Genomic DNA, 12791 nt, shown 5'->3' on the forward strand with positions numbered 1-12791 from the left:
GTCAGCGACATTCGGGTGCGATCGCGAGCCGGGGCTCTTCCAGCCGCCGGCTGGCGAGCGCGATGGCCAGCGCGATCAGCGGCGCCAGCGCCGCGACCCAGGGCAGGGCCGCGAGCCCCGGCCCGTGATCGATCACCGCGCCGCCGAGCCAGGCGCCAATGGCATTGCCGAGGTTGAAGGCGGCGATGTTCAGGCTGGAGGCGAGGCTCTGGCCTGCGCCCTCGGCCTTTTGCAGCAGCCACATCTGCAAGGGCGGGACGGTGGCGAAGGCGGCGATCCCGAGCAGGCCGACAAAGATCACGCCGGCGACCTTGTCATGCATGGCGAAGGTCATCAGCACGAGCACGACGGCAAGCAGCGCCAGCGTGCCGAGCACGGAGGGCATCAGCCAGCGATCGGCGAGCTTGCCGCCGCCGAGATTGCCGACGACCAGGCCGGCGCCGAAGACCAGCAGGATCGGGGATACCGCGGCATCGGCGAAACCGGTGATGCCGGTGAGGATCGGCGCGATATAGGTGAACACGGCGAAGACGCCGATCCAGCCGAACACGGTCATGGCGAGGCCGAGCAGCACCTGCGGACGGGCGAACACCGCGAGGTCGTCGCGGAGGCTGCCGGAAGCCTCGGGCTTGTCGTCGCGCGGCACGGCCAAGGCAATCACCGCGACCGCAACGAGGCCGACCAGGGTCACCGCCCAGAAGGTCGAGCGCCAGCCGAGCGCCTGCCCGAGCCAGGTGCCGAACGGCACGCCCAGGATATTGGCGACGGTCAAGCCGGTGAACATGATGGCGATGGCCGAGGCCTTCTTGTTCGGTGCCACCAGGCCGGTCGCGACCACCGAGCCGACGCCGAAGAAGGTGCCATGGGCAAAGGCGGTCACCACCCGGGCCGCCATCAGCGACCAGTAGTCGGGCGCCAGAGCGCAGGCGAGATTGCCGAGCGTGAAGACGATCATCAGGCTGACCAGCACGGTCTTGCGGCGCCAGCGGGCGGTCAGCCCGGTCATCAGGGGCGCGCCGACCACGACGCCGAGCGCATAACCCGAGATCAGCAGGCCGGCGGCCGAGATCGACACGCCGAGATCGGCGCCGACCTGGATCAGCAGGCCCATGATGACAAATTCGGTGACGCCGATACCGAAGGCGCCGGCGGTGAGGGCATAGAGGGCAAGGGGCATGGGGGATCCGGCCAGGTGCGAGGGCTGCCGGCGGCTCGCCGGCGTTGTCCTGCATGTGGACGCGCCGGCATTGGTGAACTAGCATGCCCTTCGGACTAGAACTTGTGAGTTCAATTCACCATGGGCCGACAGGACATCAACCGTTCCGGCGAAATGGAGGTTTTCGTCCGGGTGACCGAACTCGGTGGCTTCTCGGCGGCCGCACGCGCCTGCCGGATGACGCCGTCGGCGGTGAGCAAATTGATCGCCAGGCTGGAGGCCCGGATCGGGGTCCGGCTGATCAACCGCTCCACCCGCAGCCTGCAACTGACCGCAGAAGGCGCGGTCTTCTACGAGCGGGCGGTGCAGATCCTCGGCGACCTCGACACCGCGGAACGGGAGGCGGCCGCCGGCGCCAGCCCGCGCGGGCGGCTGAGGGTCAATGCCAATGTCGCTTTCGGCCGGCGCTACCTGGTGCCGCTGGTTCCGGACTTCCTTGCCCGCTACCCGCAGGTCTCGCTCGACCTGGTGCTGACCGACACGGTGGTGGATCTGCTGGAGCAGCGCGCCGACGTGGCGATCCGCGTCGGCCCTTTGCGCGAATCGCGCCTGGTGGCCCGCAAGCTCGGCGTCAGCCGGGTCGCGGTGGTGGCTTCGCCCGCCTATCTGGCGCGCCATGGCCTGCCGGAGACGCCGGCGGATCTGGCGCAGCACAACCTGCTCGGCTTCGGCTTCACGCGGCTCGTCGAGGGATGGCGGTTTCGCGACGAGGCCGGCGGCATCGTCACGGTGTCGCCGGAAGGCAATACGCTGGCGAGCGACGGCGAGACCATGCTCGGGCTGGTGCTCGCCGGTGTCGGCCTGGCCCGGCTGTCGATCATGCAGACCCGCGACGATATCGCGGCCGGCCGGCTGGTGCCGGTGCTGGAGCGCTACAATCCCGGCGACACCGAAGACATCAGCGCCATCTTCGTCGGCCAGGGTGGACACCTGCCGGCGCGGGTGCGCGCCTTCCTCGACTATCTCGTCGAGACGATCCGGCTGTGACCATGCCGGGGTTCGAGCGCTTATCCGTCGCCGGCTTTCCTTGAGGCGCGCCGGCGGCCTATGAAGGGAGACATCGCATCCTCGCGCGAGGATCGGATGGAGCGGCCCGGAGACCAGCATGGCGAGCGGATTGGAAGACGAACTCAGACGCGCGGTCCGCACCATTCCCGACTATCCCAAGCCCGGTATCCTGTTCCGGGACATCACGACCTTGCTCGGCGACGCCCGCGCCTTCCGCCGCGCCGTCGATGCGCTGGTCCAACCCTGGGCGGGCGGCAAGATCGACAAGGTCGCCGGCATGGAAGCCCGTGGCTTCATTCTCGGCGGCGCGGTCGCCCACCAGCTCTCCGCCGGCTTCGTGCCGATCCGCAAGAAGGGCAAGCTGCCCTACAAGACCATGCGCATGGCCTACGAACTGGAATATGGCACCGACGAGATGGAGATCCATGTCGACGCGGTGAGGCCGGGCGAGCGGGTCATTCTGGTCGACGACCTCATCGCCACGGGCGGTACGGCCGAAGGCGCGGTGAAGCTGCTGCGCGAGGCGGGCGCGGTGGTCGAGGCCGCCTGTTTCATCATCGACCTGCCGGACCTCGGCGGGGCCGACAAGCTCCGGGCCATGAACGTCGCGGTGCGGACGCTGGTTGCCTTCGAGGGGCACTAGGGGGCCGACGGGGGCGCGCCGACGATCATCCCGAGTTGTTCAAGGGCCACCGGCTCAAGCAGAATATTGTGCTCGAGACCGGGAGCGACCGTAACCGCGACGGGCAAGCCGTTTCGCCGCAACGCCTCGGCATAGCCGAGCGTCAGGGCCGGTGGCGTGACCCGGTCATTGCTGCCGACCAGCAGCGAGATCCGGGTCGCGGCGGCAATGCCGTCGATCAGTGCCAGTGGCGACAGCGAGCGGACCGGACGTTCCCAGATCGCGCTGCCCTGGACCTGCTGCATATGCCTGCGCCAGGCGCCGAGATCGCAAGGGCAGGACACCAGCAGCGCGGCGTCGGCGGCCGCCTTGTGGCGGCCCAGCAGGTTGGCCATGATCGCGGCACCGCCGGAGTGCCCGACCAGGATCACCTGGCGCGGGCGGTAGCGGGCTCGCAATTCGGTTATCGCAGTGGCAACCGCATCGACCACCTCGGGGGTATAATTGTCGCCTGTTGTTTCGCCGCGGACGCCGTCGGAGCGATCGACGCCGTCGCTGTAGCCGGGCCGGAGGATCGCCGCGGCCACGCTGTCCGGGACCGCCGCCGCGACGGTCTCGGCAAACCGATACTGATAGGTCGGCGGCCCGGACGGCGAATCGCCATGGGCAATGACGATCAGGACCGGGTGTTCCGACAGGGCGGCGCTTTCGTAGACCCGCGTCTTGAGGCGCTGGGTCGTCGTTACCCAGACTGTTGAGCCCGCGGTCGATGACGGTGTCTGCGGGCCGGGCGCCAATTGGGCGAGAGCCGTCGACATGGTTCCGGCCAGAGCCCAGAACAACATGACCCAGGCGGTGGGAAGCATAGCCCTGGCGGGGCCGAAACGCGCGCTGTGAACAGCCATTGGGACACTGACCTCCATGCCGGATCGCAAACGGCAGTCGCCGGGGTCAGATAGTGCCGCTTCAAACCAGGTCGCAAGTATGACAGGGGCCGTCGGTGCCGCGGGAGAACCAAGGGGGCTGCCCCTCGCCGAAAAGCAGAAGGCCATGAACCGGCTCGCGCCGGCTCATGGCCTCCGACGGGCATTGGAGCCGAAGCTCCAAGTCCCGGTTGGCGCGCCGTCGGGGGGGCGTGGGGGTCAGCGCGCCACTTCTGTGAAGCCCGCCGGTGACGCCTGCGCGTCGATCGGACGGGTTCGAACTCTACCGGCAGGCCACCGCCGGATTGCTGCCGGCCGCGCAGCTGCGGCCGAAATTGCGGCCGGTGCCGTACCACGAGCCGTCGCGATGCCGCTCCCAGCCGGAGCCGAAATTCGAGCCGGTGCCGACGACGCGGTTGCGCTCGACGTCATAGCCGCCGCCGAAGCGGGTGCCGGTGCCGGTAATGCGGTTGCCGCGCTGCTCGTAGCCGCCGCCGAAATTGCGGCCTGTGCCGGTATAGGTGGTGGTCCGGCTGCGACGCGAGCGGCTGACGTCGTAGCCATGGCCGAAACGATTGCCCTCGCCGGTGAGATTACCGCGCCGGTCCTGGACATATTGGGCCTGCTCCAGGCGATGCCCGGCCGGCGGCGGCGCCATGCCTGTTGTCGTCAGGTTGCCGGCCAGCAGCAGCGAAAGTGCGAGGCTCATGCCGTCGTCTCCCCGAGGTCGTTGGGGCGGACTGTGGTGCGGCGGTGTTTCAGTCCTGTGGCGGCGGCCGGGCCCGACTGCTGCCGGGCCGGAGCCCGCTGTTACACTTGCCCGAGGCTCTTGCCAAAGCGTGCCGTGATGAAATCCAGGAAGACACGCACCTTGGGCAATCGTTGCCGGCCGGGCGGGAAGACCAGATGCATCGGCACCGGCTCGGCGACGTGCTCGGCCTCGAACAGCGCCACGAGACGGCCTTCGCGGAGTGATCCCGCCACGATGACGTCAGCGACGCGGGCAATGCCGAGACCGCCGAGCGCCAGGGCATGCAGGCTCGCGGCGTCGTCGACGGTTATCGTGCCGCGGACCTCGATCAGATGGGTGTCGGTTCCTTGTCGAAATGGCCAGAACGCCAGGTTCGGCGCGTTCGACGGCGTGATGCAGGTATGTCGTGGCAGATCGGCCGGGGAGAGCGGCAGGCCGCGACGTTCGAGATAGGCGGGGGAGGCGACGATGACGCGCCGGACTTCGGCGAAGCGCCGGCCGACCAGCCTTTCGTCGCCGACCGGCCCGGTGCGAATGCCGATGTCGAGATTCTCGGCCAGGATATCGACGGTGCGGTCGGTGACGCCGAGCTCAACGGTCACCTCCGGGCAGGCTTCGGTGAAATCGGCGAGAACAGGGGCGAGCAGGTTCGTTGCGAAAGCCACGCCGGACGTGATCCGCAGCGTGCCGCGCGGCTTGCCGCGGCTCTCCATGACGCCGGCCTCGGCGTCGTCGATCGCGCCGATGATCTTGCGGGCGGCATCGTAGAAGGCGCGGCCTTCGGCGGTCAGCGCGATTCGTCGGGTGGTGCGCTCGAGCAGCTTGACGCCCAGCCGTTCCTCCAGCCGGGTTATGGCCTTGGAGACGGCGGAGGGCGTCAGATCGAGTCTTTCGGCAGCCGCGGTGAGCCCGCCGTGATCGACCGACGCGACCAGGATTTCCATTTCCGCCGCGCGATCCATTTGTGCCTGCGGTTCACTGCAATGCTGAATTCTAGCATGATTTTTGAACGAACAGAAAAAGATAGATTGCCGCGGCGGATCGGAGGGCCCGATCCGTCGAGAGGCTCGACATGACCCAGTGGATCGACCGCCGCCGCCACTATTCCTATGCCGAGGCACGCAGGCTCGCGGCTCATGAACGGGCTGAGGTCATCCGGCTGATCGGCGGAATGATCAAGACGCGCGTTGCCGGCTGGCTTAGGGGACATGCCGGTCCGTCGGGGCCGACGGATTTCAGCGCGGCAGGAACACTGAACCCTCGAAGGAAAACACCAGGTCGCCGTGCTGGTTGACGCCGGTATTGCGGCTCAGCACCACGCCCCAGCCGGGCCGCGAGGTCAGCAGGCGCTTGGTGGTGAATTCGGAGGCATAGGTCACGGTGTCGCCGGCATAGACCGGCTTGGACCAGGCGAGATTGCTGAAACCGCCGGAGGGACCGTTCTGCTGCGGCGCCAGGCCCTGGGCCGCCCGTTCGGCGGCGATCGCCTTCCAGCGCTCGACGCGCAGCCGCATCCAGACGCCGCCGGTATGCCAGCCCGAGGCGATCAGCCCGCCGAAATGACTGCGCCTGGCCGCCGCTTCGTCGATGTGGAAGGGCTGCGGGTCGTATTTGCGGGCGAAGGCGATGATGGCTTCAGCCGTGAAGGTGTGCGAGCCGAGCTCTTCGCGCTCGCCGATGACGATGTCGTCATACATGGCTGGCTCCCTGGGCAGCACCCGCTTCGCGCCGGCCGAACATGATCGGGTTGATCTGAACCAGCACCACCTCGCCTCTCTGGTTCAGCAGTTCGAAACGGAACCGGACGATGCCGCGGTCCGGCTTGGAGGCCGAGGGCCGCGCCTCCAGGATCGCGCGGCGGACCGACAGCACGTCGCCGGGGAAGACCGGCTTCAGCCACTTCATTTCGTCGATGCCGGGGCCGCCCATGGAGGTGGAATCGGTGATGAAGTGATCGCAGTTCAGCCGCATCAGGATGGCGCAGGAATGCCAGCCGGACGCGGCAAGCCCGCCGAGCAGGGATGTCCGGCCGGCCTCGTCGTCGAGATGGAACGGCTGCGGGTCGAATTCGCTGGCATAGTCGATCACCTCCTGGCGGGTGACCGGATAGGCGCCGTAGCTGTCGACCTGGCCGGCGACGAAATCCTCGAAGGCGATGCGCGGCGCCATGGCGGGCCTCAGTTGGCGAAGCGGAAATGCAGCACGTCGCCATCGGCGACGACATAGTCCTTGCCTTCGAGACGCAGCCTGCCGGCATCACGCGCGCCGGCTTCGCCGTTCAGCGCGGTATAGTCGGCAAAGGCGATGGTCTCGGCGCGGATGAAACCCTTCTCGAAGTCGGTGTGGATGACGCCGGCCGCCTGGGGCGCCTTGGTGCCCTTGGTGATGGTCCAGGCGCGCGCCTCCTTCGGCCCGACGGTGAAATAGGTGACCAGCGCCAGGAGCTCGTAACCGGCGCGGATCACCCGGTTGAGGCCGGGCTCGGCCAGGCCGACCGCATCGAGGAAGTCCTTCTGCTCGTCGGCCGCCATGACGGCGATCTCGCTTTCGATCTGCGCGGAGACGACGACCGCCTTGGCGCCTTCCGCCTTGGCCCGCTCGAACACCTTGGCCGAGAAGGCATTGCCCTGGTCGGCCGAGGCCTCCTCGACATTGCAGACGTAAAGAACGGGCTTGCTGGTCAGCAGGTTCAGCATGTCGAAGGCCTTCTGCTCCTCCGGCTTCACCTCGGTGACGCGGGCCGGGCGGCCGTCGCGCAGGTGCACCAGCGCGCGGTTGATCAGGTCGACGGCTTCCTTGGCCTCCTTGTCGCCGGCCTTGGCCTTCTTCTCCAGGCCGACGACGCGCTTTTCCAGGCTGTCGAGATCGGCGAGCATCAGTTCGGTCTCGATCGTCTCGATATCGGCGATCGGGTCGATCTTGCCTTCGACATGGGTGATGTCGCCATCCTCGAAGCAACGCACCACATGGGCGATGGCGTCGACCTCGCGGATATTGGCCAGGAACTGGTTGCCCAGGCCCTCGCCCTTGGAGGCGCCGCGGACGATGCCGGCGATATCGACGAAGGTGATGCGGGTCGGAATGATCTGCTGCGACTTGCCGATGCTGGCGAGCTGGTCGAGGCGCGGGTCGGGCACCGCGACATCGCCGACATTCGGCTCGATCGTGCAGAAGGGATAATTGGCGGCCTGCGCCGCAGCGGTCTGCGTCAGGGCGTTGAAGAGGGTCGACTTGCCGACGTTCGGCAGGCCGACGATGCCGCATTTGAAGCCCATGGCGATCAGATCCGTTGGTTGGTTGGGCGCCTTGTCGAGCGCCGGGGGCAGGGTGTCAACCCTCGCGTCATGCCTTGGCTTCGCCGATGCGTTTCACCTCGCCCCAGCCGCGGCCGTCCATGGCGAGATGGACGCGGTTCTGGAAGGTGGTGTCGTCGCCGGCGGCAATGAGATCGGCCGCGTCGGCGACCGCCGTGCAGAGGTCCTCGACCCATGGCTGTTCGCTCTTGGCGAAGTCGTTCAGGACATAGGCATGAACCAGCGCCTTGTCGCCGGGATGGCCGATGCCCATGCGGACGCGGCGATAGTCGTTGCCGCATTGCGCCGTGATCGAGCGAAGGCCGTTATGGCCGGCATTGCCGCCGCCGGTCTTCACCCGGAGCTTGGCCGGCGGCAGGTCGAGCTCGTCATGGAACACGACGACGCCGGAGAGTTCGATCTTGAAGAAGCGCATGGCTTCGCCGACCGAGCGGCCGCTCTCGTTCATATAGGTGCCGGGCATGACCAGCAGCACCTTCTCGGTGCCAATGGTGCCTTCGGCGGCCAAGCCCTGGAAACGCTGGCGCCAGGGGGAAAAACGATGCCGCCGGTGGATCGCCTCCGCCGCCATGAAGCCGATATTGTGCCGGTTGCCGGCATATTTGGCCCCGGGGTTGCCGAGGCCGGCCATGAGGATCATCACATGCCTCTTCGCGTGGCCCTCGGTTGCCGGATGGTCGGCCGATGCCAGTGTGTCTCAGTGTATCGAAACGAAAAAGGCCCTCTCGCGAGAGAGGGCCCCGATCGATCGAGCAAGCGGGGCAGGAAGCCCCGCAAGGCTCACTTCTTGGCGGCCGGAGCGGCTGCCGCGGGCGCTGCCTCGGCAGCGGCTGCCTCAGGCTCGGCAAAGCCCGACGGCGCGACGATCGACAGAAGCGTCGGGTTGTCCTTGGTGGTGGCGCGGGCGCCAGCCGGGAGAACCACGTCGTTCAGGTGGACCGAAGAACCGAGATTGAGTTCGGAGACGTCGATATCGACGGCCTCGGGGATCGAGTCGGCCTTGCAGAGCAGGGTGATCGAGTGCTCGACCAGGTTGATCGTGCCGCCGCGCTTGATGCCGGGCGAAACGTCGGCGCCCTTCACGTGGATCGGAATGTCGACCGAAATCTCGGCGCCTTCGCCAAGCCGCAGGAAGTCGACATGGATCGGGAAATCCTTGACGGGGTCCAGCTGATAGTCGCGCGGGATGACGCGATGCTTCTGGCCTTCGACTTCGAGTTCGAACACGGTCGAGAGGAAGTGACCGGCATAGATGCGCTGGTGCAGGGTCTTGTAGTCGAGCGAGATCAGCACGGGGGACTTCTTGTCCCCGTAGATGACGCCGGGCACGCGGCCCTCACGACGTTCGGCGCGTGCGGCCCCCTTGCCGCCGTTCGCGCGGACCGTCGCCGACATCTGTTTGATGGCAGCCATGGTCTTAGTCTCCAAATGAAAAGACCCGCGGCCAATGCCTCCAGGGGTGCGGAGATATGCCACGGGACGGGCGGGCTATAGCCGAAACGGCGGCGCGGGGCAACGGTGAAGCGCGGATGGCGCCGCTTCGCCGTCGGAGTGCCGGCCGCGGTATCGCGGATGTCTGTTCGCCGGCAATCTATTCGATCTGCACATATGTCGCCACGTCATGGCTCTCCAGGCTCGTGTTCCGGCCAAGGCGAGGAGCTGTCGCAGCAGGGGGGCTCGAACCCATGCGGTGAGCCAATGGCTGTCATGGCTTTGGGTCATGGTGTTGCGCTGCACCATGCGGTAAACGACAGCAAAATTCGCAGATGTCGTGCTAAATTTCAGGATTGTTACTTCATGACCGCTATTGCCGCCAACCGTCCCTTGACCAAGGGCGACGCGAAAACGCTTGCACTTGCCTCGCTGGGCGGTGCGCTCGAATTCTACGACTTCATCATCTATGTGTTTTTCGCGGCCGTCATCGGCAAGCTTTTCTTTCCGCCGGACATGCCGGAATGGTTGGAGCAGATCCAGACCTTCGGAATTTTCGCGGCTGGTTATCTGGCGCGTCCGCTCGGCGGCATCATCATGGCGCATTTCGGCGACAAGACCGGCCGAAAGCGCATGTTCACCCTGTCCATCTTCATGATGGCCGTGCCGACCTTGCTGATCGGCCTGATGCCGACCTATGCCAACATCGGTTATGCCGCGCCGGTCCTGCTGCTGGTCATGCGCATCTTCCAGGGTGCGGCCATCGGCGGCGAAGCCCCGGGCGCCTGGGTCTTCGTCTCCGAGCATGTCGCGGAGAACCGCGTCGGTCTCGCCTGCGGGCTTTTGACCGGAGGGCTGACCGGCGGCATCCTGCTGGGATCGCTGATGGCGACCGCCATCAACTATGTCTATTCGCCGGCGGCCATTCACGACTGGGCCTGGCGCGTGCCGTTCCTGGTCGGCGGCGTCTTCGGCTTCATCGCGATGTATCTGCGCCGGTGGCTGTCGGAAACGCCGGTGTTCGAGGCCATGCGCGCCCGCAAGGCGACGGTTCAGGACATGCCGATGAAGCAGGTGCTGTCCGGCCATGGCCCGGCGGTCGTCGTTTCCATGCTGGCGACCTGGATGCTCACCGCCATCGTGGTGGTGGTCATCCTGACCACGCCGACCCTGATGCAGCGGCTGCATGGCATCGCGCCCCTGACCACGCTGCTCGGCAGCGTCGCCGCGACGCTCGCCATCACGGTCTCCGCCGTCGTCGTCGGCGTGCTGATCGACCGCTTCGGCGTGCTGGCGGTCAGTCTCGTCACCGGCCCGCTGATGATCGCGGCGACCTATGGCCTGTTCGTCGGCACTGCCGCCAATCCCGCCAATCTGGTGCCGCTCTATGCCCTGGCCGGCCTTGCCGCGGGAATGATCACCATCGTGCCCGTCATCATGGTGCGCGCCTTTCCGGGGCCGGTGCGCTTCTCCGGCGTGTCGTTCTCCTACAACATCGCCTATGCGGTGTTCGGCGGCCTCACGCCCATTGCCGTGCAGGTGCTGCTGACCTCGGACAAGCTCGGCCCGGCGCATTACGTCGCGGGCGCGACCGTCATCGGCATGATCGCGGCTCTTGCCAATGCCCGGCGCATGGCCGCCCCAGCGGTGGTGACGCCGGCTGAATGAGGGGAGGGCGATCGCGCGCGGCGCGCCGAATGCAGGCGCGGCCTCGGCCGTGCCGGTGAGTTCTCCCAAGGCCCCTTCCGGGGCTATTCTCCGGCGCCCGCCGCACCGCTTGCCGCCCGCGCGACGCGGCGGATCGCCTGGGGTGGTTGGCCGAAGGCGCGGACGAAGGCCCGGCGCATGCGTTCGGGATCGGTGAAGCCGACATCGCGCGCGATGTCCTCGATCGGCTGCCGGCCGGCTTCGATGCGGGCGCGCGCGGCCTCGGCCCGCAGCCGCTCCACCGCCTTGGCCGGCGTCTGGCCGGTCTCCGCCAGGAAGGCACGGCCGAACTGGCGCGGGCTGAGGCAGGCGACGTCGGCGAGGCGCTCGACATTCAAGGTCTCGTGCAGGTGATCGCGGGCATAGGTCAGCGCCTCGCGGATCCGGCTCGACGGCGGATCGAGTTCCAAAAGCGTCGAAAACTGCGACTGGCCCCCCGGCCGGCGGTGATAGACCACGAGGTGGCGGGCGATGGCACGTGCGATATCGAGGCCGAGATCCTCCTCGACAAGCGCCAAAGCCAGGTCGATGCCCGAACTGACGCCGGCCGAAGTCCAGATCGGCCCGTCCTTGGTGAAGATCCGGTCGGCGTCGACGCGGATGCGTGGATTGTGCCGCTGCAGCGAGGCCGCATAGTGCCAGTGGGTGGTGGCGCGGCGCCCGTCCAGCAGGCCGGCCGCCGCCATGATGAAGGCGCCGGTACAGACACTGGCGACGCGCCGGCAGCGTGGCGGCGCGGCGCGCAGGAAACCAAGGAGGCCGCCGCTCCTGGCCGCCTCGCGCGTGCCGGCGCCGCCGGCGACGATCAGCGTGTCGAGCGGCTGGTCGTCAAACGCCTGGGTCATCACCTCCAGGCCGGAGGAACTGGTGACCAGCCCGCCATGCTCGGACAGAACGGTCAGGCGATAGGGGGCCATCGCGAGCGCGCGGGCCGGCGCGTCGAACACCGCCAAGGGACCGGTCAGGTCGAGGATCTGGAAGGACGGGAAGACGAGAAAGCCGATCGCTTTGGTCATGTCGTAAATTGAGGGAACAAAGTCATTCAAGTCAAGCTGGTGACCTGCGAGACTTTATCGGTCAACACTCCCTGGAGGCTTCCGATGACCACGCCCATCTCCATGGTCTTCCCGCTTTACGCCGGCATGACCCATCTCGATTTTACCGGCCCCCACCAGTTTCTGTCGCGTCTGCCCGGCGCCACGCTGACGGTCGCCTCGGTCGGCGGCTTGCCGGTCAAGGCGGACGGCCTGACCTTCGCCGATCTCGCATGCCTGGAGGAGATCGAGCGCTGCGACGTCCTGTGTGTGCCGGGCGGCAGCGGTTGCACCCATGCCATGCAGGATCCGGTTTTCATGGCGGCGATCCGGCGCCTGGCGACCGGCGCACGTTATGTCACGTCGGTCTGCACGGGCTCATTGATCCTGGGCGCCGCCGGTCTGCTGGAAGGCCGGCGCGCGGCCTGCCACTGGGCCTGGCGCGAGTTCCTGCCCCTGTTCGGCGCCATTCCGGATCGGGGCAGGGTGGTCCGTGACGGCGATCTGATCACCGGTGGCGGCGTCACCGCCGGTATCGATTTCGCCATCACGCTCGCGGCCGAGCTGGCCGATGCCGGCGTCGCGCAGGCCATTCAGCTCGGCCTCGAATATGCACCGGCGCCGCCGTTCAACGCCGGTCATCCGGATACCGCGCCGACCGAGATCTACGCGATGGTGGCGTCGATCAGTGGAGCGAACAACAAGGTACGGCGGGCCCAGGTGGAGCAGGCGGCGGAAGCCTATGCCGCGGGAAAGCGCGCGGCGGCCTGAGGGCGGGCGAGGCC

General features: G+C 67.4%; 14 protein-coding genes. 4 read left to right on the forward strand and 10 right to left on the reverse strand.

Annotated features, from left to right (window positions below):
• Nucleotide 1: 1 nt before the first annotated feature.
• Nucleotides 2-1177, reverse strand: a complete 1176-nt coding sequence (locus AC07WJ_RS10565; protein WP_494934521.1) for an MFS transporter — start codon at nucleotides 1175-1177, stop codon at nucleotides 2-4.
• Between the two features lie 120 nt (nucleotides 1178-1297).
• Between AC07WJ_RS10565 and AC07WJ_RS10570 the strand changes: the two genes are divergently transcribed.
• Nucleotides 1298-2203, forward strand: a complete 906-nt coding sequence (locus AC07WJ_RS10570) for a LysR family transcriptional regulator (protein ID WP_494934522.1) — start codon at nucleotides 1298-1300, stop codon at nucleotides 2201-2203.
• Nucleotides 2204-2321: 118 nt separating this feature from the next.
• Nucleotides 2322-2867 carry an adenine phosphoribosyltransferase gene (locus AC07WJ_RS10575; protein WP_494934523.1) on the forward strand — a complete coding sequence of 182 codons (546 nt, stop codon included), beginning with the start codon at nucleotides 2322-2324 and terminating at the stop codon, nucleotides 2865-2867.
• Here the strand turns inward: AC07WJ_RS10575 and AC07WJ_RS10580 are convergent.
• The 8 genes from AC07WJ_RS10580 to AC07WJ_RS10615 form a co-directional block, all read right to left on the reverse strand.
• Nucleotides 2864-3751, reverse strand: a complete 888-nt coding sequence (locus tag AC07WJ_RS10580) for an alpha/beta hydrolase family protein (RefSeq protein ID WP_494934524.1) — start codon at nucleotides 3749-3751, stop codon at nucleotides 2864-2866. The two genes, AC07WJ_RS10575 and AC07WJ_RS10580, sit on opposite strands and share 4 nt — an antisense overlap.
• Nucleotides 3752-4052: 301 nt before the next feature.
• The gene (locus AC07WJ_RS10585) at nucleotides 4053-4478 is read right to left on the reverse strand and encodes a hypothetical protein (protein ID WP_494934525.1); all 426 of its coding nucleotides are present in this window, start codon (nucleotides 4476-4478) and stop codon (nucleotides 4053-4055) included.
• A gap of 101 nt (nucleotides 4479-4579) precedes the next feature.
• Nucleotides 4580-5641, reverse strand: coding sequence for a LysR family transcriptional regulator (locus AC07WJ_RS10590; protein WP_494934526.1), 1062 nt, complete (start codon nucleotides 5639-5641; stop codon nucleotides 4580-4582).
• A 114-nt stretch (nucleotides 5642-5755) separates the two neighbouring features.
• Nucleotides 5756-6217: a MaoC family dehydratase gene (locus tag AC07WJ_RS10595; protein ID WP_494934527.1), complete on the reverse strand. Its 462-nt coding sequence runs from the start codon at nucleotides 6215-6217 to the stop codon at nucleotides 5756-5758.
• Nucleotides 6210-6689 (reverse strand): MaoC family dehydratase, encoded by a 480-nt coding sequence (locus AC07WJ_RS10600; protein WP_494934528.1) that lies wholly within the window; start codon nucleotides 6687-6689, stop codon nucleotides 6210-6212. Before AC07WJ_RS10600 ends, AC07WJ_RS10595 begins: the two co-directional genes overlap by 8 nt.
• A gap of 8 nt (nucleotides 6690-6697) precedes the next feature.
• Nucleotides 6698-7795 carry a redox-regulated ATPase YchF gene (gene ychF / locus AC07WJ_RS10605; protein ID WP_494934529.1) on the reverse strand — a complete coding sequence of 366 codons (1098 nt, stop codon included), beginning with the start codon at nucleotides 7793-7795 and terminating at the stop codon, nucleotides 6698-6700.
• A 67-nt stretch (nucleotides 7796-7862) separates the two neighbouring features.
• Nucleotides 7863-8474: an aminoacyl-tRNA hydrolase gene (pth, locus tag AC07WJ_RS10610; protein WP_494934530.1), complete on the reverse strand. Its 612-nt coding sequence runs from the start codon at nucleotides 8472-8474 to the stop codon at nucleotides 7863-7865.
• Between the two features lie 140 nt (nucleotides 8475-8614).
• A complete protein-coding gene (locus AC07WJ_RS10615) occupies nucleotides 8615-9247 on the reverse strand; it encodes a 50S ribosomal protein L25/general stress protein Ctc (RefSeq protein WP_494934531.1) in 633 nt (210 codons plus the stop codon).
• A gap of 384 nt (nucleotides 9248-9631) precedes the next feature.
• Between AC07WJ_RS10615 and AC07WJ_RS10620 the strand changes: the two genes are divergently transcribed.
• Complete coding sequence (locus AC07WJ_RS10620; RefSeq protein WP_494934532.1) at nucleotides 9632-10933, forward strand: MFS transporter; 1302 nt, start codon at nucleotides 9632-9634, stop codon at nucleotides 10931-10933.
• Nucleotides 10934-11016: 83 nt separating this feature from the next.
• Here the strand turns inward: AC07WJ_RS10620 and AC07WJ_RS10625 are convergent, their stop codons facing one another.
• A complete protein-coding gene (locus AC07WJ_RS10625) occupies nucleotides 11017-11988 on the reverse strand; it encodes a GlxA family transcriptional regulator (RefSeq protein WP_494934533.1) in 972 nt (323 codons plus the stop codon).
• Nucleotides 11989-12072: 84 nt separating this feature from the next.
• Between AC07WJ_RS10625 and AC07WJ_RS10630 the strand changes: the two genes are divergently transcribed.
• The gene (locus AC07WJ_RS10630; RefSeq protein ID WP_494934534.1) at nucleotides 12073-12777 is read left to right on the forward strand and encodes a DJ-1/PfpI family protein; all 705 of its coding nucleotides are present in this window, start codon (nucleotides 12073-12075) and stop codon (nucleotides 12775-12777) included.
• Nucleotides 12778-12791: the final 14 nt, after the last annotated feature.

The sequence above is a fragment of the Phreatobacter sp. GW821-FHT04C01 genome, assembly GCF_059420385.1.

What these genes read in the sequence shown, in the direction of transcription:
- AC07WJ_RS10615 (WP_494934531.1), bottom strand. Translation starts at nt 9,247, where the DNA reads ATGGCTGCCATCAAACAGATGTCGGCGACGGTCCGCGCGAACGGCGGC.
- AC07WJ_RS10565 (WP_494934521.1), bottom strand. Translation starts at nt 1,177, where the DNA reads ATGCCCCTTGCCCTCTATGCCCTCACCGCCGGCGCCTTCGGTATCGGC.
- AC07WJ_RS10585 (WP_494934525.1), bottom strand. Translation starts at nt 4,478, where the DNA reads ATGAGCCTCGCACTTTCGCTGCTGCTGGCCGGCAACCTGACGACAACA.
- AC07WJ_RS10600 (WP_494934528.1), bottom strand. Translation starts at nt 6,689, where the DNA reads ATGGCGCCGCGCATCGCCTTCGAGGATTTCGTCGCCGGCCAGGTCGAC.
- AC07WJ_RS10595 (WP_494934527.1), bottom strand. Translation starts at nt 6,217, where the DNA reads ATGTATGACGACATCGTCATCGGCGAGCGCGAAGAGCTCGGCTCGCAC.
- ychF (WP_494934529.1), bottom strand. Translation starts at nt 7,795, where the DNA reads ATGGGCTTCAAATGCGGCATCGTCGGCCTGCCGAACGTCGGCAAGTCG.
- AC07WJ_RS10580 (WP_494934524.1), bottom strand. Translation starts at nt 3,751, where the DNA reads ATGGCTGTTCACAGCGCGCGTTTCGGCCCCGCCAGGGCTATGCTTCCC.
- pth (WP_494934530.1), bottom strand. Translation starts at nt 8,474, where the DNA reads ATGATCCTCATGGCCGGCCTCGGCAACCCCGGGGCCAAATATGCCGGC.
- AC07WJ_RS10620 (WP_494934532.1), top strand. Translation starts at nt 9,632, where the DNA reads ATGACCGCTATTGCCGCCAACCGTCCCTTGACCAAGGGCGACGCGAAA.
- AC07WJ_RS10570 (WP_494934522.1), top strand. Translation starts at nt 1,298, where the DNA reads ATGGGCCGACAGGACATCAACCGTTCCGGCGAAATGGAGGTTTTCGTC.
- AC07WJ_RS10630 (WP_494934534.1), top strand. Translation starts at nt 12,073, where the DNA reads ATGACCACGCCCATCTCCATGGTCTTCCCGCTTTACGCCGGCATGACC.
- AC07WJ_RS10575 (WP_494934523.1), top strand. Translation starts at nt 2,322, where the DNA reads ATGGCGAGCGGATTGGAAGACGAACTCAGACGCGCGGTCCGCACCATT.
- AC07WJ_RS10625 (WP_494934533.1), bottom strand. Translation starts at nt 11,988, where the DNA reads ATGACCAAAGCGATCGGCTTTCTCGTCTTCCCGTCCTTCCAGATCCTC.